Origin of the sequence: Maribellus maritimus (assembly GCF_022267315.1) — a bacterium.
GTDB classification, from domain to species: domain Bacteria; phylum Bacteroidota; class Bacteroidia; order Bacteroidales; family Prolixibacteraceae; genus Draconibacterium; species Draconibacterium maritimum.
The window spans coordinates 133,756-157,911 of the sequence record NZ_JAIKLE010000016.1; the positions used below are offsets into that span (position 1 = coordinate 133,756).

The 24,156-nt window shown below is 41.2% G+C and carries 18 protein-coding genes and 1 riboswitch; of the genes, 13 read left to right on the plus strand and 5 right to left on the minus strand.

Annotated elements, in window-relative coordinates; genetic code table 11:
* Nucleotides 1–39: 39 nt before the first annotated feature.
* Genes K5G00_RS15415 through K5G00_RS15425 form a run of 3 tightly spaced genes read right to left on the minus strand, consistent with a single transcriptional unit; the run spans nt 40 to nt 5,628 of the window.
* Complete coding sequence (locus K5G00_RS15415; protein WP_238767076.1) at nt 40–3,150, minus strand: efflux RND transporter permease subunit; 3,111 nt, start codon at nt 3,148–3,150, stop codon at nt 40–42.
* 19 nt (nt 3,151–3,169) lie between these two features.
* Entirely contained in the window at nt 3,170–4,366 is a 1,197-nt protein-coding gene (locus K5G00_RS15420) for an efflux RND transporter periplasmic adaptor subunit (RefSeq protein ID WP_238767077.1), read from the minus strand.
* Between the two features lie 20 nt (nt 4,367–4,386).
* The gene (locus tag K5G00_RS15425; protein ID WP_238767078.1) at nt 4,387–5,628 is read right to left on the minus strand and encodes a TolC family protein; all 1,242 of its coding nucleotides are present in this window, start codon (nt 5,626–5,628) and stop codon (nt 4,387–4,389) included.
* A gap of 311 nt (nt 5,629–5,939) precedes the next feature.
* A riboswitch (molybdenum cofactor riboswitch) is annotated at nt 5,940–6,075 on the plus strand.
* A 186-nt stretch (nt 6,076–6,261) separates the two neighbouring features.
* On the opposite strand from K5G00_RS15425, the gene K5G00_RS15430 reads away from it, so the two are divergent.
* The 13 genes from K5G00_RS15430 to K5G00_RS15490 all read left to right on the plus strand — a co-directional run bounded on the left by K5G00_RS15430 (nt 6,262) and on the right by K5G00_RS15490 (nt 22,855).
* Nucleotides 6,262–7,437: a molybdopterin molybdotransferase MoeA gene (locus K5G00_RS15430; protein WP_238767079.1), complete on the plus strand. Its 1,176-nt coding sequence runs from the start codon at nt 6,262–6,264 to the stop codon at nt 7,435–7,437.
* Nucleotides 7,421–8,221 (plus strand): GTP 3',8-cyclase MoaA, encoded by an 801-nt coding sequence (locus tag K5G00_RS15435; protein WP_238767080.1) that lies wholly within the window; start codon nt 7,421–7,423, stop codon nt 8,219–8,221. Before K5G00_RS15430 ends, K5G00_RS15435 begins: the two co-directional genes overlap by 17 nt.
* Nucleotides 8,222–8,242: 21 nt before the next feature.
* Nucleotides 8,243–8,695, plus strand: coding sequence for a cyclic pyranopterin monophosphate synthase MoaC (gene moaC / locus K5G00_RS15440; protein ID WP_238767081.1), 453 nt, complete (start codon nt 8,243–8,245; stop codon nt 8,693–8,695).
* Nucleotides 8,692–9,621 (plus strand): MOSC domain-containing protein, encoded by a 930-nt coding sequence (locus K5G00_RS15445; protein ID WP_238767082.1) that lies wholly within the window; start codon nt 8,692–8,694, stop codon nt 9,619–9,621. The genes moaC and K5G00_RS15445 overlap by 4 nt, the downstream gene beginning before the upstream one ends.
* A 61-nt stretch (nt 9,622–9,682) precedes the next feature.
* A complete protein-coding gene (locus tag K5G00_RS15450; protein ID WP_238767083.1) occupies nt 9,683–11,839 on the plus strand; it encodes a TIM-barrel domain-containing protein in 2,157 nt (718 codons plus the stop codon).
* 154 nt (nt 11,840–11,993) lie between these two features.
* Nucleotides 11,994–13,997: an FAD-dependent oxidoreductase gene (locus tag K5G00_RS15455; protein ID WP_238767084.1), complete on the plus strand. Its 2,004-nt coding sequence runs from the start codon at nt 11,994–11,996 to the stop codon at nt 13,995–13,997.
* Nucleotides 13,998–14,163: 166 nt separating this feature from the next.
* The gene (locus K5G00_RS15460) at nt 14,164–14,739 is read left to right on the plus strand and encodes a helix-turn-helix domain-containing protein (RefSeq protein WP_238767085.1); all 576 of its coding nucleotides are present in this window, start codon (nt 14,164–14,166) and stop codon (nt 14,737–14,739) included.
* Nucleotides 14,740–14,834: 95 nt separating this feature from the next.
* Nucleotides 14,835–15,044, plus strand: coding sequence for a heavy-metal-associated domain-containing protein (locus K5G00_RS15465; protein WP_238767086.1), 210 nt, complete (start codon nt 14,835–14,837; stop codon nt 15,042–15,044).
* Nucleotides 15,045–15,106: 62 nt separating this feature from the next.
* A complete protein-coding gene (locus K5G00_RS15470; protein ID WP_238767087.1) occupies nt 15,107–15,481 on the plus strand; it encodes an HYC_CC_PP family protein in 375 nt (124 codons plus the stop codon).
* 81 nt (nt 15,482–15,562) lie between these two features.
* Entirely contained in the window at nt 15,563–19,426 is a 3,864-nt protein-coding gene (locus K5G00_RS15475; protein WP_238767088.1) for an efflux RND transporter permease subunit, read from the plus strand.
* Complete coding sequence (locus tag K5G00_RS15480; protein WP_238767089.1) at nt 19,423–20,655, plus strand: TolC family protein; 1,233 nt, start codon at nt 19,423–19,425, stop codon at nt 20,653–20,655. Before K5G00_RS15475 ends, K5G00_RS15480 begins: the two co-directional genes overlap by 4 nt.
* Before the next feature lie 2 nt (nt 20,656–20,657).
* Nucleotides 20,658–22,448, plus strand: coding sequence for an efflux RND transporter periplasmic adaptor subunit (locus tag K5G00_RS15485; RefSeq protein WP_238767090.1), 1,791 nt, complete (start codon nt 20,658–20,660; stop codon nt 22,446–22,448).
* Nucleotides 22,449–22,483: 35 nt separating this feature from the next.
* Entirely contained in the window at nt 22,484–22,855 is a 372-nt protein-coding gene (locus K5G00_RS15490) for a heavy-metal-associated domain-containing protein (RefSeq protein WP_238767091.1), read from the plus strand.
* 73 nt (nt 22,856–22,928) lie between these two features.
* Here K5G00_RS15490 and K5G00_RS15495 read toward each other — a convergent pair whose 3' ends face one another.
* Complete coding sequence (locus K5G00_RS15495) at nt 22,929–23,759, minus strand: class I SAM-dependent methyltransferase (protein WP_238767092.1); 831 nt, start codon at nt 23,757–23,759, stop codon at nt 22,929–22,931.
* Nucleotides 23,760–23,947: 188 nt separating this feature from the next.
* The coding region (locus K5G00_RS15500) for a hypothetical protein (RefSeq protein ID WP_238767093.1) at nt 23,948–24,156 on the minus strand (209 nt) is incomplete at its 5' end.

Below are 24,156 nucleotides of genomic sequence, written 5' to 3' on the forward strand. Positions count from 1 at the left end.
AAGGATGCTTTCAATAAAGATCGCATCCTTTTCTCCTTCTTAAAATCTCCGTTCAACTCCCCCCTCTGTTGTTATAATTTTTTTACTGTTTTTTCGTTTTTCTACCCAATAATAAACAATGGGTAAAACCATTAAGGTTAAAAGTGTTGAAGTAATCAAACCTCCAATTACCACCGTTGCCAATGGTCGTTGAACTTCTGAACCCGGACCGGTATTAAATGCCATTGGAATAAAGCCTAAACTGGCTACCAAAGCGGTCATTAAAACCGGACGCAGACGATCAGCTGCTCCTTCAATAATTAATTTTTTTAACTCTCCTTTTTTCTCTTTTCTTATTTGGTTGATATGATCAATCAGAACAATCCCGTTTAAAACGGCCACTCCAAACAATGCAACAAAACCAATACTTGCCGAAACCGACAAATACATGCCACGCAGCCAAAGCAGGAAAATTCCTCCCGACAATGCAAATGGCAGGTTCAGCAGAATAAGAATCGCATATTTCATTTTGCCAAAATTCAAATACAACAAACCGATGATGATAAAAATAGACAAAGGTACTACCAGCATTAAGTGACGCATTGCGCGACGCTGATTTTCAAAAGTTCCGCCATATTCAATAAAATAGCCGGCTGGAATATTTGCCTTTTGCATAATTTCATTTTGAAGATTGGCAACATAACTCCCCAGATCAATATCTTTTATATTGATTCCGACAATTAAACGCCGCCATCCATTTTCACGTTGAATTTCGCGGGGACCTTCCTGCAAGGCAATTTTCGCGACCCGTTTTAACGGAACATAATCGCCGTTAGGAAGATGCACCGGCACATCCTGAATTTTATGCAACTGGTCACGAATATCTTCAGGGTAACGTACGGCAATTCCAAAACGCCGCTGTCCTTCGTAAAGCTGACTCACTTCCTGTCCTCCAATTCCCGCTTCAATCACCTTTTGAACGTCGTTCACATTCAAACCAAACGAAGCTACTGCTTCGCGGTCAATCTCGACAGTTAAATAGGGTTGGCCAACCGTTTGTTCCACATAAAAATTATCGGTTCCATCCAGCTCGGGCAAAAGCGTTGAAATATTCTCTCCAATCTGGCTAAGAACATCCAAATCTTCACCATAAATTTTCACAGCCAAATCCGATTTTACACCGCTGGTCAACTCATCAACACGCATTGCAATCGGTTGTGTAAAATTATAAACAAGTCCGGGTTCCGTCTGCAAATACGGTTCAATCTGCGAAACAATATCTTCCTTTGCTATTCCTTCTCGCCATTCCTCGGTTGGTTTCAAAATAACCCAAACATCGGTTTGGTGAACCCCCATCCAGTCGTTAGCTAAATCGGAACGCCCGGTTTTTGGAACGACCGTCTGAATTTCAGGGATATTTTGAACCAATTTCCCAGCCAGCCAATTGGCATTTTCAATCGATTCATTCAGTGTCACCGACGGCATTCGAACCTGTTCAATAAGAATGGAACCTTCGTCCAGTTCAGGAATAAACTCGGTTCCCAAACGCGTCATCAAAAAAACCGAAGCTGCAAAAATCATCCCTGCAACCGAGGCCACAAGCCATTTTTTATCCATATAAGTTCCCAGCGATTTTGTATAACGCGGCTTCAAAAAATTAATGAGATAATTTTTGCGAACTTTTACTCCTTTCCGAAAAACGATAGCCGAAATAGCGGGCACAAAAATCAGCGCCAAAAGCAGGGAGCCTAAAACAGCCGCCGCTACTGTAATTGCCATCGGCCTGAACAGAATACCTTCCATCCCGCTAAAAGTCATAATCGGAACATACACCATCAGAATAATCAGCACTCCAAAGAAAATGGGCCGCACCACCTGCTGTGCCGACTTTCGTATAATTTCATCTTTGTTTTTGCCCTTTTCTTTCTGAAGTCCGTGGACAATATTTTCCACCATCACAACCGAACCGTCAACCACCATACCAAAGTCGATGGCTCCCAAACTCATCAGGTTTGCAGCCAGTCCAAATTCGCGCATCCCAATAAAAGCAAACAGCATGGAAAGAGGAATAACCATCGCCACAATCAGCGCTCCCGAAATTTCGCCAAGCAGAAGCAAAAGCACAACAATAACTAGAAATCCACCTTCAACCAAGTTAGTTGAAATCGTTTCAGTAGTTCTGCTAATTAAATCCGACTGGTCGTAAAATTTTTCAATTTTCACACCTTCTGGAAGATTTTGATTGATGTTATCAATTTTTTCTTCAATTGCCGAAATCACTTTTCTTCCGTTACCTCCGCGAAGCATCATCACAATTCCGGTTACAATTTCACCTTTTCCATCCTGAGTAACGCCTCCCTGCCGGATTTGCGTCCCAATTTCAACACTGGCCACATCCTTTATAAATACCGGCTTATTGTTGATGTTTGTGATGATAATATTTTCAACGTCCTCCACTTTATTAATTTGTCCAACACCCCGGATAATAAACTGCTCGCCGTTATGTTCCAAAAAGTTCCCTCCGGAAACACTGTTATTGTTCGCAATTGCATCCAACACTTCCGAAATGCCAATTCCAAACATTCGCAAACGACCGGGTTGAACAACCACATTGTATTGTTTTACAAATCCGCCAAATGAATTAATCTCAGTCACTCCCTTCACAACTTTCAACTGAGGAGCTATTAACCAATCCTGAATTTCGCGTAATTCAGTAAGTGAATAATTTTCACCGCGAACAACATATTGATAAATTTCGCCGAGTGCCGTTGTAATCGGCCCCAACTGCGGACTGGAAACATCGGGCGGAAGCTCGTCGGTTATCGATTGCAAACGCTGGCTTACCATCTGGCGGGCAAAATAAATGTCGGTTTTTTCTTCAAATTCAACCGTAACCGCTGATAATCCAAATTGTGAAATGGAACGCACTTCAGCAACATCGGGAAGTCCGTTCATTGCAGTTTCAATCGGGTAACTTACCAATTTTTCCACATCGTAAGGAGAGTAACGTCCTGCTTTGGTAATCACCAGAACCTGAACCGGCGTTACATCGGGTAATGAATTTATGGGTAATTGAATCAGCGAGAAATATCCGCCCACAGCCATCAGAATAACCAGCGAAAGGGCTACAAATTTCTGCCGAACACTAAATGTGATAATATCTTTAAGCATTTTATTTTCTTTTTCCGGATTATTCTTCAGCAATAATATCGAACCTGGAAAGCGCTTTTAAGCTGAAAACATTGGAAACAGCTACATCTTCGCCATTTTTCAGCCCGCTGTTTACAAATACATACTGGTCTCTGATTTCGGAAACTTCGATGGGACGCTTCTCATAAATTCCGTTTCCTTTTTGCACAAATACAATCGCCTGGTTGCCGTCGTAGGTAAGTGCTTCAACCGGAATTGCAATCGTCTCTTTTTGCGAAGAAGTGACAATCGACAAACGAACGTTCTCGCCCGGTTTTGGCCAGCCAGCAGAAGTTGGGACAACAATATTAGCAATTACCGAGCGGCTGCTTTCGTCTAACCCGGGATTGATCGATGTGATGCGTGCATTCAGTAAATTTTCCTGTTTCTCCCGTTTTGAAACAGCAACCGAATCTCCAACGGTGATAAGCCGGGCGTCATCAGGAGATAAATATGCACGAATTAAAACTTCACGTGTGTCCAACACCCGGGATAAATTTTCAAGTGCATTTACCGATTGCCCCAGTTCCACAAAATTTTTCTCAACAACACCATCAATCGGTGAATAAATTTTTAATACAGGATCAATATTTTCTCCCTTTGTAAAAAGATTGATTTCATGGTCTGAGACACCGACTGCTTTCAGCCTTGAATAAGCTGCACGAGAAGAGGCTGTTGCCCTGTCAAATTCTGCAGTGGCTCTTTCCAGTTCATTTGCAGAAGTTATTGTCTCTTCAACTAGCTGCTTTAAACGCGTTAAGCGATTGGTCTGAAAACGCTCCTCAGCAAATGCCTGTAAATATTCCGAAACCAGATTCCCAAATTCAAGACTTTGAATTTCAAATAATACATCGCCTCTTTTTACCCAACTCCCTTCAAATTTATACACTTCATGAATCTGTCCGTTTATCGGAGTGCTAATAATACTGGCGTGATTGGGCGCCTGAAAAACCACACCGGGAGCAACAACCGAGTAATCAATAAAATTATTGGTAACCTGTACGGTTTTTATTGTTAGCTCCGATTGCTCTTTGTCTGACAGTTGAATGAGATTGTTGCCCACGTCTTCTGTTTTTAAAGAAGGAGGCAATTCTGTTTGCTGAGAAACTTCACCAGAATCCTTTTTGCTTTCTGAACCGCAGGAAAAAAATAACACTGTGATTCCAAATAATAATAAAGCAGTAATTTTATTTTTCATTGTTCCTTTGATTTTTTTCACTAATAGACTAAATCTTCTTCCAGGTATTTTTCGAGGCTAACCAATTGAAGGTAGTAATCACGCAGGGCGGTGAGGTAACGCTGTTCACTTGCCAGATAGGTCTGTTGGGCATTAAGCAGGTTTAGTAAATCCACCTCACCCAACTGGTATGCTTTTAAAGTCAGACTCTGTAAAAGAGAAGCTTTTTCTTTCATGGTTTCGTTGTACCTCTTAATTATTGAGCGGCTAACAGAGTAATTGTGCCATGCATATTCAATTTGCTTTTTTGTGTTGAGCCTGATTTCCTGTTGTTTCCAGCGAATCTCATCCTGCCGTGCCAGCGCGGTATTTATTTTTCCTTTTTGTTCCAAAGGATACCAGATTGGTATTCGAAGCCCCACTTCAAAACCTTTAAAATTATACCCTGAACCATAATCCTGCTTGTACAAATTCAAACGAATGTCAGGAAGAATGTTACTTTTTGCTTCCTTTATATAAAAGTCAGCAGCTTGCAACTGGTGTTCAGTAGCCAAAAAATCGGGCTGCTTTTCCTGCACTGCGAGCGTCATTATTTGAGAGATCTCAATATCAGATGCCCGAAGCGTATCCGAAAACCCGACGGAGTATTTCTGATCTTCAACCGGTAACCCCATGGCATAAAACAATCCATATCTTGCTTTATGCAGTATCCACTGTGTCTGATCCAAATCATTTTTCGCCTCTTCCAGCCGAAGCTCTGCATTTGCTAAATCAATCCCATTTCCCATACCGGTTTCAAATTTGGTATAAACGGCATTGTATAACTCTTGCGCCAGTTTTAACTGATTCTGCATCGAGTTCTGTAAATAAAGCGCGTACAAAACTTCAACATAATAGCTTTTCACTTCAGCTTTAATCTCATTCTCTCTTGAATTTATCTGAAGTTCCAAAGATTTTACTTCCTCAGCCAGCGCTTTTAAACGATAAGAAGTAGTAAGCGGAAAATCTATTTCCTGCGAAATCGTAATTCTTCTCTCATCAAAAACATCACCCGGCCCGGAAGCAATTCCTTCTTTAAAATAGCTAATCTCGGGCGAAGATATTCCGGTTTCTGTCCGCCAAAGATTTTCTTTTTGTTTTAACTGTGCATACAATTGCTGTAGCTCAGCATTTCTGTCAAACGCCGATTCAACCGCTCCTTTTATGGTAAGCAAGCTGTCCTGAGCAAAACATTGAACAGAAAAAAACAAAAATCCGATTAGAAATATTTTTTGCTTATACATGAATATTTTTTGGTTTTATATTAAGTTACGGAAACAATCCGATATAATAACCTTATGTTTTAAATTAAGTTCAACAACCACACAAAATCGCTTATTGAAAAATTTGAAGATCCGATTCATAAATACTATGACACGAATTGATATAAAAACTTGTTGTCTAAATCCAAAAAAATAAATCAAATTATCAAAATAGCCATAAACAACTGTAATACAACAACTAAAATATAGAATCATTTTCTTTAATAATTTAAATTCATTCATATGTAAATATTTGTATTTTTGCATTTATCAATTCTTCACAGTCGGTTTTTGTGAAGAAGAGTCTCCGAGGCAAAAGACCTAAATAATTGTACGGTTTTCTGCCCGATGGGATGACCCGGAAACAGGTTATCCTCCCGAATCAGTCAGAAGACTGATGAATTGGAAAGGAGTCAGACTAAACGAATGATGAATGCCTCATCAGAAAAATCTGTCTTCTTTTTGAAAGGTTGAAGTAAAAGACACGTAGATGACAGACATAAAACAATTTCGCTCAATGGCTTTTCTGAAAAAGTTTTTTCAGATTTTGCCCGGCGGCAACACTTCTTTTTGTGAAATTTATTCCGTAGTTTCATTCATCAATTCAACGAACAAATGAACCAATTTGATAAAATTCAAACCACAATCGCGTCACTTCGCTTCATTACGAAAACAGAAGAAATTAATTTGACTGAAGCATTTTCCCGAATTTTGCAGGAAGATATTGTGGCCGACATAAACATGCCGCCTTTCGACAAGTCGGCAATGGACGGTTACGCATGCCGATTTGAAGATGTGGGTCAGCCCATGAAAATGCTCGAAATAATAAGTGCCGGTAGTGTTCCTTCGAAAAAAATTGGGGAAAATGAGTGTTCTAAAATAATGACCGGTGCTGCTGTTCCGGAAGGTGCCGACTGTGTATTTAAAGTAGAAGACTCCGAACAGCTTGAAGGCGGAAAAGTGATTTGTACAAACCCCAAAACAGCAAAAAATATTTGTTATTTGGGTGAAGATTATAAAACCGGAGAAATCCTTATTTCAAAAGGAACCAAAATAAATGAATCGCATTTGGCAGTTTTGGCCGGAGCGGGCTACAGCCGGGTAAAAGTTGCCAGCCTTCCGAAAGTTGCCCTGGTAACAACTGGTTCTGAGTTGGTTGAACCTGATCAGGTTCCGCCTCCGGGAAAAATAAGAAACAGCAACGCATCACAGGTTTCTGCGCAACTCAAAAAAATGGGAATTGAGGTGAATTATCTTGGTTTGGCTGCCGACGATTATCAAAAATTGTCGGATATAGTTAGCAGCGCACTTGAAAAATTTGACATTCTTATATTTACCGGTGGCGCTTCTGTAGGCGATTTTGATTTTATTCCACATATTCTGAAAGAACAAAACTTCTCAGTGCTTTGGGAAAGGTCGGGTTTGAAACCCGGAAATCCGATTACCGTTGCTCAAAAAGAAAACAAATATTGCATCGGACTTTCCGGAAATCCGGTTTCGTCGCTCGTGCAGTTTGAGTTTATTGCCAAGCCGCTGTTGTATAAACGAATGAACTGTAACTTTCAGCCAACAAGATTTAAAGCATTAATGGCTTCTGATTTTCACCGCAAAAAAGCCGACCGAGTAGCGGTTATTCCTGTAAAAATAAATAATGAAGGCGAAGTTGAAACTATTCCGTTTCACGGTTCTGCCCATATAAATTCGCTGGTTCAGGCCAATGCGTTAATGGAAGTCCCGCTGGGGCAATTCGAAATTCACAAGGGAGATTTTGTTTATGTTCGACCGATATAACCGAGAAATAAATTACCTGCGCATTTCGGTAACCGACCGCTGCAACTTTCGCTGTATTTACTGCATGCCAGAAGAAGGAGTGCCTCATAAACAACAATCGGAAATTCTGTCGTTCGACGAAATTACCGAAATTGTAAAAGTCGGCGCTCAACTAGGAATTACCAAAATCAGACTTACAGGAGGAGAGCCGCTTGTCCAAAAAAATATTGATGAACTCGTTAGAAAAATTTCTGAGATTCCGGGGATTTCAGAAATTACAATGACAACAAATGGTGTGTTTCTGCCGAAAATGGCGCATAAATTAAAACAAGCCGGATTGAACCGTGTAAATATTAGTTTGGATACTCTGAACCCGGAAAAATTTAAACAAATAACCCGACTGGGAAATCTGGAAGATGTTTTACACGGAATTGACGCAGCCATTGAAGCAAATCTGAAACCTGTAAAAATCAATTTTGTACGAATTCCGGGAGTAAATAAAGAAGATGAAAAATCTATTCGGGAGTTTTGTGACGCTAAAAATCTGAAGCTTCGTTTTATCCGGCAGATGAACCTCAAAACCGGCGAGTTTTATCCGGTAGAAGGAGGCGCTGGTGGAATCTGCGCCATTTGTAACCGACTTCGTCTAACAGCAGACGGAGACATCGTTTCCTGCCTGCATTCATCGCGCCGGTTTAACATCAGAAAATTAGGCATTCAGGAAGCGTTTAAATTGGCTGTAGAAAAAAAACCAAAGTGCGGAGTTGGAACAAAATCGCACGAATTTTTTAACATCGGAGGATAAATTCAACTTAAAAAAGAACACATGAATTCACTTTCACATATCGACGACAAGGGCAAAGCCAACATGGTTGACATTTCGCAAAAACCCGACCAGGTACGCACTGCACGTGCCGAAGGATTTATAAAACTTCAACCTGAAACCATCAATCTTATTCAACAAAACCTGATAAAAAAAGGAGATGCAGTTGCCATTGCAGAATTTGCAGGAATTCAGGCTGCCAAGGAAACCTCGCGTTTGATTCCGCTTTGTCATAACATTGTAATTACCAAAGCCGAAGTGAAAGGCACGGTTATGGACGACGGAATAAAAATGGAAAGCCGGCTAAAATGCATCGGTAAAACCGGAATTGAAATGGAAGCGCTTACTGCGGTAAGTGTTGCGCTGCTCACCATTTACGACATGTGCAAAGCGGTGGATAAAACCATGGAAATTGTTTCGGTAAAACTTGTCTCAAAAGAAAAATCAGATGTATGAAAAAGCTGAAAATTATTTCGGTAAATATTTCAGAAAAAAAAGGAATTGTAAAAACTCCGGTTGAACAGATTATTTTAAATAAAACCGGAATTATGGGTGATGCACACGCCGGGCACTGGCACCGACAGGTGAGCTTGCTTTCGCAGGAAAGTATTGAAAAAGCCGAAAAACAAGCTAATGCCAAATTTCCACCGGGAACTTTTGCTGAAAATCTAACGACCCAAGGAATTGAAGTTCATAAAACTGCTCCGCTTGATCGTTTTGTAAACGACGAGGTAGAAATGGAAGTAACTCAAATCGGTAAAAAATGCCACACCAGCTGCGCCATTGGAAAACAGATTGGAAATTGTATTATGCCGCTCGAAGGAATATTTTGCAAAGTGATAAAAGGTGGAATTGTGAAAGCCGGAAGCACCTTTGATTTTGTTCCCTACATTCTAAAAACAAAAATTATCACGTTAAGCGACCGCGCATCAAAAGGCGTTTACGAAGATCTGAGCGGCCCAAAAATCAAAGAACTCCTGGAAAAAAAACTTCAGGAAAAAAACCGTCATTTTTCCATAGAAAACACCATTTTACCTGACCATAAAGAGCAACTTGAAAAAACAATTCAAAAAGCGGTGGAAGAAAAAACCGACATCATTTTTACCACCGGCGGCACAGGAATCGGGCCACACGATATCACGCCCGAGGTAGTAAAACCCATGCTCGACAAAGAAATTACGGGAATTATGGAACTCATCCGTGTAAAATACGGCATGAAAAATCCGAATGCAATTTTAAGCAGAAGTGTTGCCGGAGTTATTGGGAAAACACTGGTTTATGTTCTTCCCGGAAGCGTGAAAGCAATTAACGAATACATGACTGAAATTCTTCCTACGCTGGAACATTCGCTTCGTATGTTACACGGAATTGATGCACACTAAAAAACCCCACAAAAACACGATGGAATAATTTATTGCCTATTTTTACTCCAAACTTAAACCAATGAAAAAACTACTATTTATTCTTTGTGCTGCTTTTGTATTATCGTCGTGCGAAAAGAGGGCGCAAACTTCCACCAAACAACAAAACGATATATGGGAAAAAACTTTCCCCGGAATTTGGAAAGTAACTGTAAATACACCAGAAGAATTCAATCTGCTTTCAGCCGCGAACAAAAAACCACAGGCCGAATCGTTAAACAAAAAAACCGAAATTGATTTGCCAATTTCGATAGATGAAATCAAAACATTTTCAGAAAATGGAAGAACGGTTCTTCATTTTCCACTTGAGAAAGGAGAACAGATATATGGTTTTGGGTTGAATTTCAAAACTGTTCAGCAACGCGGAAGGATTTTGCGTTTGCACGTCGATCATTACGGAGGAACAGACGACGGAAGGACACATGCTCCCGTGCCGTTTTTTGTTTCCTCAAAAGGATATGGTGTTTTGGTAAATTCGGCTCGTTACATCGATGTTTATGCAGGAACAGGCGTGCGGGTTGATGCAAAAAATCCTCCGGTAGTTTACGACAGGAACACCGAAAAAGACTGGTCGGCGCAACCGTATTCCGACAATTTGGAAATGGTAATTCCTGCTGAAGGAGTTGAAATGATTGTATTTGCCGGGGAAAATATGCTCGACGTAATTCAGCGATTTAACCTGTATTGTGGCGGCGGAACACTTCCTCCAAAGTGGGGATTGGGTTTCTGGCATCGCACTCCGACTCTTTTTACCGAAGACGATATTCAAAATGAAATTGATGGTTTTAACGAAAAAAAATTCCCTTTGGATGTAGTCGGACTTGAACCGGGCTGGCACACAAAAGCGTATCCCTGTTCTTTTGAATGGTCGCCTGAACGATATCCAAACCCTGCTGAATTTATTAAAAAAACGGCCAATCAGGGAATCAGACTCAACTTGTGGATGAATCCTTATGTTTACCCGGAAGGAAAACTTTATGAAGCGTTGCTTCCTTACGCAGGAACAAATACAGTTTGGAACGGAATTGTTCCCGATTATACAATGAATGAACCGCGTATAGTTATGCAGGAACATTTCAAAAAGTATCAGTTTGATATCGGCGTCAGCGGCTTAAAAATAGACGAAGTTGATGGGCACGACCGCTGGCTTTGGCCCGATGCAGCCCAATTTCCTTCGGGGAAAGACGGCGAGCAAATGCGACAAACCTACGGGCTTCAAATGATGTCGCTGACAGATGAAATTTTCAGAGAAAAAAATGAACGTTCCTACGGATTGATTCGCGCTGCGAACGCCGGTTCTGTTTCCTATCCCTACGTAATCTACAACGATTACTACGACCACAAAAATTTTATAACAGCTTTAATTAATTCGGGATTTTGCGGTGTACTCTGGACTCCGGAAGTACGCTCCAGCAAAACTCCGGAAGAATGGCTCCGGCGCATGCAAACAACTTGTTTCTCTCCAATGGCAATGATTAACGCCTGGGCCGACGGAACAAAACCGTGGTCGTATCCTGAAGTTTATAAGCAATGTCAGGACGTCGCCTTTTTACGCATGCAGCTGCTTCCCTACCTTTATTCAACTTTTGCGGATTATCATTTTAACGGAACTCCACCATTTCGTGCAATGAATCTGGAAGAAGGTTTTGGTTATAACGCAGAAGTGGAGAAAACAGAATTCAATGCCACAAAAAATCCGTATTCCGAAGCGGTAAAAAAAGAGGTAAAAGACCAATACATGATGGGAAAAAATATTTTAGTTGCTCCACTTTTTGCAGGTGACAAAGGAAGAGATGTGATTCTGCCCGAAGGAAATTGGTACGATTTTTACACCGGCAAGTTGGTTGGCAATGGAGAAATTATTCATGTGAAAGATGGATTTGAAAAAATACCTCTTTTTGTAAAAGACGGCGGAATTATCCCGATGATTCCAAAAATCAGGCAAACCTCTGAATGGGTTCAAAATACTCCTCTTGAAATCCGTGTTTACGGGACTGCTCCCGGCGAATTGGTTTTATATGACGACGACGGTTCAACCTTTAATTTTGAAAATGGAAGTTACACTACCAAAAAACTAACAGCAGCCAACGGAAAAGGAAGTATCGAAAATCTGCACAATTCCGACCAGTGGGTTTATGGCGATGTACAGTGGAAATTTATGAATTCAAGCGAAAACTAAAGTCAATTTTAAATCTTCATTAAACAATAAGTTAACATTTGCTTTTTCTTACATCTGTTTTTTGAAAAGTTATTTAGTTTGTACATATAAATCTAGATATTTACATATCTGGATTTTTAAATTAAAAATCAATCGATCAGAAAAACAGATAAACATGGAAAAAATTCTAATTATAGGAGGAGTTGCAGCAGGAGCCACCGCTGCAGCCAAAGCGCGGCGTTTATCGCCCAATGCACAAATTACCATGCTCGAAGCCGGCCCGGACATTTCATTTGCAAACTGTGGATTACCCTACTATATTGCAGGCGACATCGACAGCCGCTCCAAACTAATTTTGCAAAGCCCGGAAAGTTTTAATGAACAATACCAGGTAGAAGTAAACACCAATACGCAGGTAAGTAAAATAGACAGAGAAAAGAAGCTAGTACAAACCATCGATAACCAAACCGGCGCAGAAAATACGTTTGAATATACAAAACTAATTTTGGCGCAAGGAGGGAAACCCATTCAACCGGAAATTCCGGGAGCAAATTCCGACCACGTTTTTAGTTTATGGACACTGGAAGACATGGACAAAATTGATAATCACCTGAAAAATAACGAGCCCAAAACAGCTGTCGTTGTGGGGGGTGGTTTTATCGGACTTGAAATGGTTGAAGCCTTGGTTAAACGCGGGTTAAAAGTCCATGTTGTTGAGAAAATGCAACATGTGATGGCAATTTTGGAAGCTGAAACCGCCGGATTTATCACCCGCGAACTGCGTGCTTTCGGCGTTGGAATTCACACTGAAACCGCCGTTACAAAAATAAATGCCGATTCAGTAGAACTGGACAACGGTAAAAAAATAAATGCCGACATGGTATTGCTTTCCATCGGTGTTCGTCCCACTTTACAACTGGCTAAAGATGCCGGTTTGGCAATTGGTGAAGCCGGAGGGTTGCTGGTAAGTGACAAATTGCAAACTTCGGATCCAAACATTTTTGCAGCCGGCGATATGGTAGAAATTGAACACCGTGTTAACGGTAAAAAAGTTCGTATTCCGTTGGCAGGCCCGGCAAATCGCCAGGGAAGAATTGCGGCAGAAAACGCATTTGGAGGAGAGCACAGTTACAAAGGAGCCATTGGAACTTCAGTAGTTCGCGTTTTTGATGCCGTTGCCGGAACAACGGGTCTTTCTTTGAAACAGGCACGCTCAGCAGGAATTGATGCAGATGCCATTGTTGTTCATAAAGAACACCATACTTCTTACTATCCGGGTGCTGAAACCGTTAGTGTTTTGCTGGTTTTTGACAAGAAAACAGGTGTTGTTTTAGGTGGACAAACAGCAGGATACAAAGGAGCTGACAAACGGCTGGATGTAATTGCAACGGCTTGTGCAGCGAAACTTCCGGTTAGCGAAATTGCAGACATCGACTTTGCCTACTCGCCACCAATCGGAACCGCAAACGATGCAATGAACATGGCAGCCTATGTTGCTGAAAATAAAATGTCGGGATACAGTCCAAGCATTATGGTGTCGGAACTTGATGATTATTTGGAAAGCAAGCAACAAGTAATTGTATTGGATGTTCGCGATGTATTTGCACATCAGAAAAGCAAAATGAATGGCGCTTACCATTTGCCATTGGAGATGCTTCAAGCAAATGTGGAACGAATTCCAAAAGATATTCCTATTCTAATTTATGACGAAACAGGTAAAAAAGGTCACCAGGCACTTAGAACACTCGTGGGCGCAGGCTGCCAGGAGGTTGTAAATATCTCTGGCGGGCATACTTCATTACAACGTTATGCCATCGCTGCCGGTTTTAAACACATCGATATGGACATGCTTCCTATCGGGAAAAAAAATGTTGACGAAAAGGTTATGGAAGAAACCGAAACCAATAAAAATGTTGACACAGCAGAATTAAAACGCCTGGTAGTTGACGTACGTACTCGTGGAGAATTTATGGGTGGAGCTTTCCCTGATGCGATAAATATTCCTTTAGACGATTTAATGTCAGGAAGCGGAGAACTGGGAGACGACATGGATCGCGAGATTGTTGTTTACTGTGCCACCGGAGCTCGTTCAGCGTATGCACAACAGGTACTTCGTCAACGCGGATTCTCCAACGTAGTTAACGGCGGAGGAATTTCAGCCATGATGTCAAGATATTAAAAGACATTCTAATAAATTTTAATGCCGGTAACATTAAGAGTTATCGGTTTTTTTTTATCGTAACGTTTGAAACAATATTTTTCAGCGACTTTACAATTCCTTTTCATTGCCCCAATAACAAACCATATCCATTTCAATTTGTTACCTTCACAAAAAATTAGTTTCTGTGGCAACAGTTTTACACATAAAAAACATGGTTTGTCCACGTTGTATCGAAACCGTTGAATCTGTTCTATCTGAAAAAGGTTTTAAAGTGGAGTCGATAAAACTGGGTGAAGCCGAAGTTGACAAAGAACCTTCAGCAGAACAAATGCGTGAGCTTTCAACCACACTGAAGAGCAGAGGTTTTGAACTTCTCGTTGACAAAAAACACCAAATTGTTGACCAGGTAAAATCAGAAATTATAAAACTGATTCACCACAGCGAAAATGACATTCTGAACATAAATCTATCGAGCCATCTTGCCCAGACAATTGGTGCTGATTATTCTTCTATTTCAAATCTTTTTTCTTCATCGGAAGGAATTACAATCGAAAAATTTGCCATCCTTCAAAAAATTGAAAAAGTAAAAGAACTCCTTTCCTACGGCGAACTCACTGCCAGCGAGGTTGCATTTAAATTGGGCTACAGCAGTGCGGCGCATCTTTCCTCTCAATTCAAAAAAGAAACAGGAATGACTCCCGGGCAGTATAAGAATCTGAAAAATAAAGATCGGAAACCATTGGATCGAATCGGAAAATAAATTACAACACTCCAAAATCTTACAATTCTTTTCAAAAATTATATAAAATCCATAGTACTCAATCTGCATACATTTGTATTAAAAGTTTTTATAAAATGGAAAAGATAGTTTTAAAAACAGATTTGAGTTGTAAACACTGTGTTATGAAAGTGGAACCCGTGTTAAAAAATGAAGCCGGAATTATTGATTATTCCGTTGATTTGGAACATCCGGATAAACTGGTAACTATTTCTTCAGAGGGATCAAACATTGATTCGGTCATTGCAGGATTCAAAAAAGCTGGCTATTCCGCAGAAAAAATATAAATTGCACCCGAAAAAGAAATAAACTTTTATCTGATAAAATTTGTTACCGATTTAAAACAAGCATGTTACAAAAATTCAGCCATATAACGTTTTCGTGTCTGTTGTTGATCTCAACAATGGGGATGGCTGTGAGTAAACATTATTGCAGCGATAACCTGGTTTCTGTTTCGCTATTTGAAGAAGCGGATGCTTGTTGTGGCGACATGGGATGCTGTCATACCGAAAATGAATTTATTCAGGTGAAAGATGACTTCTCGGCACCAAATATTTCAACGATTCCCGTATTGGCAGAAATTACAATTTTAGGTCACGATTTGTTCGAAGGTCTGAATGTAACTTTAGCTGAAACAGAAATTCAAAAAAATACTATCTCTGGTTTACCTTTGCCTTCCTCGGTCTCTGAGGCATTGTCACTGAAACAGGTATATCTTTTATGAAATTATTATGATAAATAATTTGGATTGACTTGTTGAATTCAATCCCGTTCATTTATTGTTTGAATTTCATAAGTAACAGATATGCTAAATAAAATTATACGTTTTTTTCTTGAAAATAAATTAGTTACCACACTGGTCTTACTCCTCTTCGTAAGTTGGGGGATCATAACCTCACCTTTTGGCTGGGATACCGGAGTTTTACCAAAAGATCCTGTGCCAGTTGATGCCATCCCGGATATTGGCGAAAACCAGCAGATTGTATTTACTCAATGGATGGGACGCTCGCCGCAGGATATTGAGGACCAGATTTCCTATCCGCTGACAACGTACCTACTAGGGATCCCGGGTGTAAAATCCATCCGCAGTTCATCCATTTTCGGATTCTCAAGCATTTACATCATTTTTAATGAAAATATTGAATTTTACTGGTCGCGTTCGCGGATACTGGAAAAATTGAATTCGCTGCCATCCGGCCTGTTACCTGAGGGCGTTCAACCTTCGCTTGGCCCGGATGCAACTGCTCTGGGACAGGTTTACTGGTACACCATTGAAGGCCGCGATAAAGAAGGGAATCCAACCGGAGGCTGGGATTTGCAAGAAATTCGTACCGTGCAGGATTTTTTTGTAAAATATTCGCTGAATGCTGCCGAAGGTGTTTCTGAGGTAGCGTCCATTGGTGGTTTTGTGCAGGAATACCAAATTGATGTAAATCCTGACGCATTAAAAGCATACAACATCCCTCTGTACAAAGTCATGCTGGCCGTTCAGAAATCGAATCGTGATGTGGGCGCAAAAACCATTGAAATCAACCAGGCAGAATACCTTGTTCGCGGACTAGGTTATATAAAAAATGTTGGCGACATTGAAAAAGCAGTGGTTGCAGTTGAGGATAATGTACCGGTTCGTATAAAAGACATTGGGGTGGTTAGTCTCGGACCTTCCACACGAAGAGGCGCACTCGACAAAGATGGTGCAGAAGTGGTTGGAGGAGTTGTTGTAGCTCGTTACGGCGCAAATCCGCTGGAAGTCATCAATAATGTAAAAGCAAAAATTGCAGATATCGCCCCGGGGTTACCTTCAAAAGTACTACCCAATGGAGTGGAAAGCCAGCTTACCATCGTACCGTTTTACGACCGGTCAGGTTTAATTTACGAAACACTGGGAACGTTGGAAGAAGCGCTGTCACTTGAAGTTCTGATTGTCATTCTCGTGGTTATTATCATGGTTTACAATCTGAGGGCATCATTGCTCATATCAAGTTTACTGCCTATCGCCGTGTTGATGGTTTTTGTCGCCATGCGCTATTTTGGTGTGGATGCCAACATTGTCGCACTTTCGGGTATTGCCATTGCTATCGGAACAATGGTGGATCTGGGCGTTATTCTTTCAGAAAATATAATTAAACACACAAAAGAAGCCCCCCCCGGACAAAAACTGATTACAACTATCTACAACGGATCGGCAGAAGTGAGTACAGCGATTTTAACTGCTGTTTCTACCACAATTGTCAGTTTTATTCCTGTATTTACCATGCAGGCTGCAGAAGGGAAATTATTTATCCCGCTGGCTTTTACTAAAACATTTGCACTGATTGCAGCGCTAATTGTTTCGCTGTTTATAATGCCGGCGTTGGCACATTGGTTTTTTGGAGCGCGTATTAACAGCAAAATCATCCGGAAATGGGTGAACATCGTTCTTATTCCGGCTGGAATAATTCTGCTGATTTTCGGACAAATCTGGGGCGGAATGATGATTCTGGCATTTGGACTGGCAGGCGCATTAAAAGAAGTTCAAGGTCGGCAGAGAGAAGATCGTAGTCTTGCAGCAGATAACCAAAGCTGGAAAAACCACTTACGGAAAGCCGGCAACTGGTTTCTTGAGTACATTGAAATCGTTATTGTACTGATTGGTGTTACCTGGCTTCTGGCAAAATACTGGCTGCCACTGGGACCAACAAAAAGTTTGGTAATGAACGTCGTGTTCGTAGCCATATTGCTGACTATTATTTTGGGAGCATTTGTTTTACTTGAATATTTCTACAAAAAAATATTAACCTGGTGCCTCGACCATAAAATCGCGTTTCTATCCATCCCTGCATTTTTAATAGTCGTGGGTATTACAATTTGGATGGGCTTCAACAGTCTCTTCGGACTTTTGGCCCGTGGGTTTGACAAGGTTGGATGGAATATCCGCACTACTGAAGTTTGGTCAACATTAACACATGAATTTCCAGGCATAGGAAAAGAATTTATGCCATCACTCGATGAAGGAAGCTTCCTGCTGATGCCGACTTCAATGCCACATTCAGGTGTTGATTATAACCGGCAGGTGTTGGGTCAGCTCGACATGCTGATTTCCAATATTCCGGAAGTTGAATTGACCGTTGGAAAACTCGGCCGCGTGGAATCAGCTCTCGATCCTGCACCAATTTCGATGTACGAAAATGTGATTAACTATAAACCCGAGTTTATGCTCGATGAACGCGGCCACCGTGTGCGCTTCAAAACAGACAGCAAAGACAGGTTTATTCTGACTTCAGGTGACACGCTTTCAAACGAGAAAGCGCTTGAAATAAATATTACACGCAAGGATTTAATTCCCGACGAACGCGGAAATTATTTTCGTAACTGGAGGGAAGATATCAAATCGCCCGATGATATTTGGAATGAAATTGTGCGTGTTTCCAAAATTCCGGGAGTTACTTCTGCGCCAAAACTGCAACCAATTGAAACCCGGCTGGTGATGTTGCAAACCGGAATGCGCGCGCCAATGGGAATAAAAGTATACGGACCGGATTTAACTACCATTGAAGAACTTGGTCTGCAACTGGAAGACATTCTGAAAACAGTGCCTTCGGTAAAAGCCCAGGCTGTTTTTGCCGACCGGATTGTGGGAAAACCTTATCTGTTATTCGACATTGACCGGGATAAAATTTCACGTTACGGATTGAACGTGGAAGATGTCCAGCAGACAATTGAAACCGCTGTGGGTGGCATGAAAGTTACTTCTACAGTAGAAGGACGCGAACGGTTTCCGGTGAGGGTACGTTACCCGCGTGAATTACGCGACGATCCGGAATCACTGGGAAAAATCCTTATGCAAACGCCAACCGGAGCACAAATTCCTTTAAACCAGCTGGTGCATATAAAATACCAGCGCGGGCCACAGGCAATTAAAAGCGAGGAAACCTTTTTAGTCGGTTACGTTCTATTCGACAAAAACGACGGATTCTCGGAAGTTACCGTGGTAGAAGATGCTCGAAATGCTATCCAGGAACGGATTGACGCCGGAGATTTAGAGGTTCCTGCAGGCGTGAGCTACAAATTTTCAGGAAGTTACGAGAACCAGGTGCGTGCAGAAAAACGCCTGTCGATTGTTGTGCCCCTTGTATTGGCTATTGTATTCCTGATTCTTTATTTCCAGTTCAAATCGGTGTCCACTTCGCTGATGGTATTCACCGGAATTGCGATGGCTTTCAGCGGCGGTTTTATGATGCTTTGGCTTTATGGTCAAAATTGGTTTGTTGATTTTTCCGTTTTCAGAACCAACATTCGTGAACTTTTCCAGATGCAGACCATCAACCTGAGTGTCGCGGTTTGGGTAGGTTTTATCGCCCTGTTTGGTATTGCCACTGACGACGGCGTACTTATGGCAACCTACCTAGACCAGAGTTTTGCCCGGAACCGGACCGATAGCAGAAAAGGAATCAGAGCCGCAGTAGTAGAAGCCGGGCAACGAAGAATCAAACCGGCGGTAATGACTTCGGCAACCACAATTATCGCGTTACTGCCGATTCTGACCTCAACCGGCCGAGGGGCCGACATCATGATTCCGATGGCAATCCCGGCATTTGGAGGGATGATTTTTGCCGCCATCACCTATTTCATTGTACCGGTACTTTATAGCTACCGCGAAGAACGAAAACTTAAAAAGAGTCAGTCATGAAAAAGATAATAACAATACTAATCATATTCATTTCAGGGATTAGCGCTGTGCAGTCACAAACACTTGAAGATTATTTCCGGGTGGCTGCCGAAAATAATCCGGGGCTGCAGGCCAAATACAAGGATTTTGAGGCTGCACTGCAAAAGGTTCCGCAAGTAAGTTCACTGCCTGATCCCACGTTTTCTTTTGGCTATTTTATCTCGCCGGTAGAAACACGTGTTGGTCCCCAGCGGGCGAAATTTTCTCTCACCCAGATGTTTCCATGGTTTGGGACCCTGGAGTCAAAATCTGACGCCGCATCGTTGATGGCTGAAGCAAAGTACCAGGCCTTTTTAGATGCACGTAATATGTTGTATTTCAATATAGCAGCCGCATACTATCCGCTTTATGAGCTGAACAGGATGAAAGAGATTGAACAGGAAAATATTGACATCCTTCAATCGTATAAAACCATTGCCAATTCAAAATTTAAAAATGGTGCTTCACCAATGACAGATGTATTGCGTGTAGATATTATGCTTAAAGATGCACAGACCAGTCTCAGCATTATGAATAAGAAAGAAAAACCACTGCTTGTGACATTTAACAACTTGCTTAACCGGGATGAAAATGAAACAGTGGTCGTTCAGGATTCACTGACTTTAGAGTTATTGCCCGAAAATTTCAGAAAAGATTCGTTATTGGTGAATAATCCGATGCTGGAAGCACTGGATCTGAAAAAAGAAGCCAGTAAGGCCAGTGAAATTGCAGCTCAAAAAGAGGGACTTCCGAAAATTGGTCTAGGACTGGATTATGCGATTGTCGGGAAACGAACCGATATGGATGTAGCCGACAATGGCAAAAACATACTCATGCCAATGGTTTCGGTGAGCATTCCTATTTTCAGAAAAAAATACAACGCGGCAGAAAAAGAGGCTCAAATCATGCAGGAAAGTTATGAGTTTCAAAAAGAAGAAACCATTAATTCTCTTACCTCAGGATACGAGTCCGTTTGGTTTCAAATTCAACAACAGAAAGAATTAATTGAATTGTACGATGAGCAAATTCTGGAAACCAACCAGACTTTGAATCTGTTATTCAGCGCTTACGGAAATTCAGGAAAAGATTTTGAGGAAGTGCTGCGAATGCAACAGCAACTGTTAAAATACGAGAAAATGAAAGCCATGGCAGAAACACAATACCAGACAGCTTTGGCAAAATTAAATTACATCACCGCAAAAACATATTAACAATGAACACAAATAGAAAAACAATAATTATAGTTCTGGCAACACTGGCAATTGGTTTGTTGCTGGGATGGTTGATATTTGGTGGTTCAGAAAACAAAGCTACCGAGGAGCATCAGCATGAACACAGAGAAGAAGAAGTTGCCGGAGAGACGACCTGGACTTGCTCCATGCACCCGCAAATTCGCCAGAATGAACCTGGTGACTGCCCCATATGCGGTATGGATCTGATCCCACTGGAAGAGGAACAAAACGGAGGTATCGATCCTGCAGCCATAAGTATGTCGGAAACCGCTATGCAATTAGCCAATATTCAAACAGCCGTGGTAGGTTCTTCTGATCCTGTAAAAGTGATTAGACTTGATGGAAAAATTCAGGAAGACGAACGCTTGGTTTTTTCACAATCGTCGCACATTCCGGGGAGAATAGAAACTTTAATGGTGAATTTTACCGGCGATTACGTTCAAAAAGGACAGGCAATAGCTTCGATATATTCGCCCGATTTGGTTACAGCTCAGGAAGAATTATTTGAAGCACAAAAGATTAAAGATTCGCAGCCACAGCTTTTTGAAGCAGCCAAAGAAAAGCTGAAAAACTGGAAGCTGACCGACGAGCAGATTGAACAAATTTTAACTTCCGGAACTGCGCTGGAGACTTTTGATGTGCAGGCCGATGTCTCGGGTTATGTTACACAAAAAAAGGTAAACACCGGCGATTACGTACGCAGGGGTGAAGCAATTTATGAAATTGCAGATCTTTCACGGGTATGGGTGCTTTTTGATGTATATGAGTCAGATTTGTCCTGGATCAGCAAAGGCGATGATGTTTCTTTTTCGATTGAGTCGCTTCCAGGCGAAACATTTAAAGGAACCATCGATTTCCTCGACCCGGTTATTAATCCCAAAACAAGAGTTGCAAAGGCACGGGTAGTGAAATCCAATCCGGGATTGAATCTGAAACCCGAAATGTTTGTCTCCGGCAAAGTAGAGGCTAAACTGCCTCAAACCGATGCCCTTATAGTTCCGAAAACAGCTGTTATGTGGACGGGTGAACGCTCGGTGGTGTATGTTAAATCGGAAACCGATCAGGGTGTGTATTTTAACATGCATGAAGTGGAACTTGGTCCTGCACTGGGCGAAACCTACATTATTAAAGAAGGAATTCAGGAAGGTGAAGAAATTGCTGTTCACGGTACTTTTAGCATAGATGCCGCAGCACAGCTTGCCGGTAAACCAAGCATGATGAGCCCTGAAGGAGGTTCGGTTTCAACAGGCCATAATCACGGAGGAATGAATATGAACGGAAAAAACACCCAGCAAATGCCGGAAAAAGTGGAAGCGGTTCTGACCGATCCAAAGTTTAAAGCTCAATTGACCGACGTGTATGAGAACTATCTTAAAATGAAAAGTGCATTTGTAGAATCCGATGCTGCAAAAGTTGCTCAGGAAGCTCCAATAGTGAAAAAAGCTTTAGAATCGGTTGACATGAAATTACTGGAAGGTAACGCTCATATGGCCTGGATGGATCAATTAAATACATTAAACAGTAGCATAGAAACCATTCAAAACTCTTCGGACATTGAAGAACAGCGAACGGCTTTTTCAAATTTTAACAATGCATTTTACAAAAGTGTGAAGATGTTTGGATTAAAAGACCAAACAGCCTATTACCAGTTCTGCCCAATGGCTTTTGATAATCAGGGAGGATATTGGCTGAGTGATACCGACGAAATTCTTAATCCTTATTTCGGAGACATGATGCTGAATTGTGGCGAAAACAGGGATACAATACAATAGAATTATAATTTATTAACCATTTAAAATTCAAAAAAATGAAAACAAAAGTTTTAAGTTTAGCAGCCCTTTTTATGATGGGCGCATTGTCCGTTTTTGCAGGAAATAAAACGGAAAAAATTAAAGTAAAAGGAAATTGCGGAATGTGTGAAAGTCGTATAGAAAAAACGGTAAAAGGTATTGATGGAGTTTCAAAAGCTGACTGGAATAAGGATACAAAAATGCTGGAAGTTACTTTTGACGACGCAAAAACCACTTCCGACAAAATTGAAATTGCAGTAGCCAAAGTGGGTCACGACACGCCTCATCACAAAGCTGACGATAAAGTTTATGAAAAACTTCCGGCGTGTTGTCATTATGATCGGACCGCTGAAAAATCAGAAGAATCGCATGAGGGGCATATGCACTGATGTACGAAAAAACTGTTCTATTCATCGGGTGACTTTGAGTCACCCGATGAATTAGTTCGACCAACAAAATAACTTATTGTAACCTTGAGGCTGTCCAGGGTTCTGAAACTCCACCCTTCCTAGAAGTTCCATTCATATTATTTTTATCTACCCGGCATCTGTAATTTACCCCGTTACATGTAAAACTAAAAATATCACCTTCCAATTTGCCCTCTGAAATGTCAAAATATCGCACACCTCTTTTTAGTGTCCCCGACACTGTTTGATAATTTTGAATTAATTTCAATTGCCCCTCGTTACATTTCCAATCTCCTTCAACTTTGGCAGGTACAATCCACAGGTAGGCAAGGTTCCAGGTAATCGATTCGTCTTCAATAATTCTCATTTCATCATACGGCCAGTCCTGCATCGAAAAAGAGTTGGTTATAATCCGTGTTCCGGGTTTGAGTTCAAGCAGTCTTGGACGCAACTTTCGGTTTATTTCCGGTAAAAGAAACATGGTAATTACAGTAGCTTTTGAGAAATCATATTCATAAAAATCAGCTTTAACAAAATTGGTTTTATCTGCCACGCCCTCTCTGGCTGCTATTTTTTTGGAGTATTCAACCATATCAGGATTAAACTCTACTCCTTCGGCACGAATGCCTCTTTTTGCTGCAGCAATTACAATACGCCCGTCTCCGGAACCTAAGTCAACAAGGTAATCGGCAGATGTTAGTTTTGCCATTTCAATCATCGTATCAACCAGTGCTTTGGGAGTAGGATACCAGATTACATCCTTTCCTGCCTGCCCCAGTTGCGGTTCGTAGCTATCGTTAGATGTGTTTTGTGAAAACAAAATTCCCGGAACCAGTAACAACACGATTCCCATGAACAGCGGCGCCAAACAATTCCTGTTTTTCATTGGTTATAAGTTTTAGTCTTTAACTCTCTGGGATAAAATCCTTTAATACCGAATTCATTATACGATAAGTTAGGAAAAAATCAGGATTAATTTGCAAATGCATTTGAATTTTATTTGAAGCTTCGTTATTGAGCAGGTGACTGCAAATCACCGCCTCAACTTCGAAACGTGCACCTGCCGACTAGAGTTCAGCTGGTGAACAGACGACTGAACTGTCGCTGCTTAATCAGAACGGGAGTCACCAGCTCAACCAGGGAAAGCCACCTGCCTAAGAATAGATTCAACTCCCTTGTACTATTGTTATACCATTTTAAATACAAAATGCCGCATTGAAAATTTTTAGGTAGTGTTTGTTTCCGGTTATTGACATTATGGTTTCGGGTTGCATTTCTATTAC

Excerpts from the sequence above, each read along its gene's own strand:
- K5G00_RS15415 (WP_238767076.1), bottom strand. The coding sequence starts at position 3,150 with ATGCTTAAAGATATTATCACATTTAGTGTTCGGCAGAAATTTGTAGCC.
- K5G00_RS15420 (WP_238767077.1), bottom strand. The coding sequence starts at position 4,366 with ATGAAAAATAAAATTACTGCTTTATTATTATTTGGAATCACAGTGTTA.
- K5G00_RS15425 (WP_238767078.1), bottom strand. The coding sequence starts at position 5,628 with ATGTATAAGCAAAAAATATTTCTAATCGGATTTTTGTTTTTTTCTGTT.
- K5G00_RS15430 (WP_238767079.1), top strand. The coding sequence starts at position 6,262 with ATGAACCAATTTGATAAAATTCAAACCACAATCGCGTCACTTCGCTTC.
- K5G00_RS15435 (WP_238767080.1), top strand. The coding sequence starts at position 7,421 with ATGTTCGACCGATATAACCGAGAAATAAATTACCTGCGCATTTCGGTA.
- moaC (WP_238767081.1), top strand. The coding sequence starts at position 8,243 with ATGAATTCACTTTCACATATCGACGACAAGGGCAAAGCCAACATGGTT.
- K5G00_RS15445 (WP_238767082.1), top strand. The coding sequence starts at position 8,692 with ATGAAAAAGCTGAAAATTATTTCGGTAAATATTTCAGAAAAAAAAGGA.
- K5G00_RS15450 (WP_238767083.1), top strand. The coding sequence starts at position 9,683 with ATGAAAAAACTACTATTTATTCTTTGTGCTGCTTTTGTATTATCGTCG.
- K5G00_RS15455 (WP_238767084.1), top strand. The coding sequence starts at position 11,994 with ATGGAAAAAATTCTAATTATAGGAGGAGTTGCAGCAGGAGCCACCGCT.
- K5G00_RS15465 (WP_238767086.1), top strand. The coding sequence starts at position 14,835 with ATGGAAAAGATAGTTTTAAAAACAGATTTGAGTTGTAAACACTGTGTT.
- K5G00_RS15470 (WP_238767087.1), top strand. The coding sequence starts at position 15,107 with ATGTTACAAAAATTCAGCCATATAACGTTTTCGTGTCTGTTGTTGATC.
- K5G00_RS15475 (WP_238767088.1), top strand. The coding sequence starts at position 15,563 with ATGCTAAATAAAATTATACGTTTTTTTCTTGAAAATAAATTAGTTACC.
- K5G00_RS15480 (WP_238767089.1), top strand. The coding sequence starts at position 19,423 with ATGAAAAAGATAATAACAATACTAATCATATTCATTTCAGGGATTAGC.
- K5G00_RS15485 (WP_238767090.1), top strand. The coding sequence starts at position 20,658 with ATGAACACAAATAGAAAAACAATAATTATAGTTCTGGCAACACTGGCA.
- K5G00_RS15490 (WP_238767091.1), top strand. The coding sequence starts at position 22,484 with ATGAAAACAAAAGTTTTAAGTTTAGCAGCCCTTTTTATGATGGGCGCA.
- K5G00_RS15495 (WP_238767092.1), bottom strand. The coding sequence starts at position 23,759 with ATGAAAAACAGGAATTGTTTGGCGCCGCTGTTCATGGGAATCGTGTTG.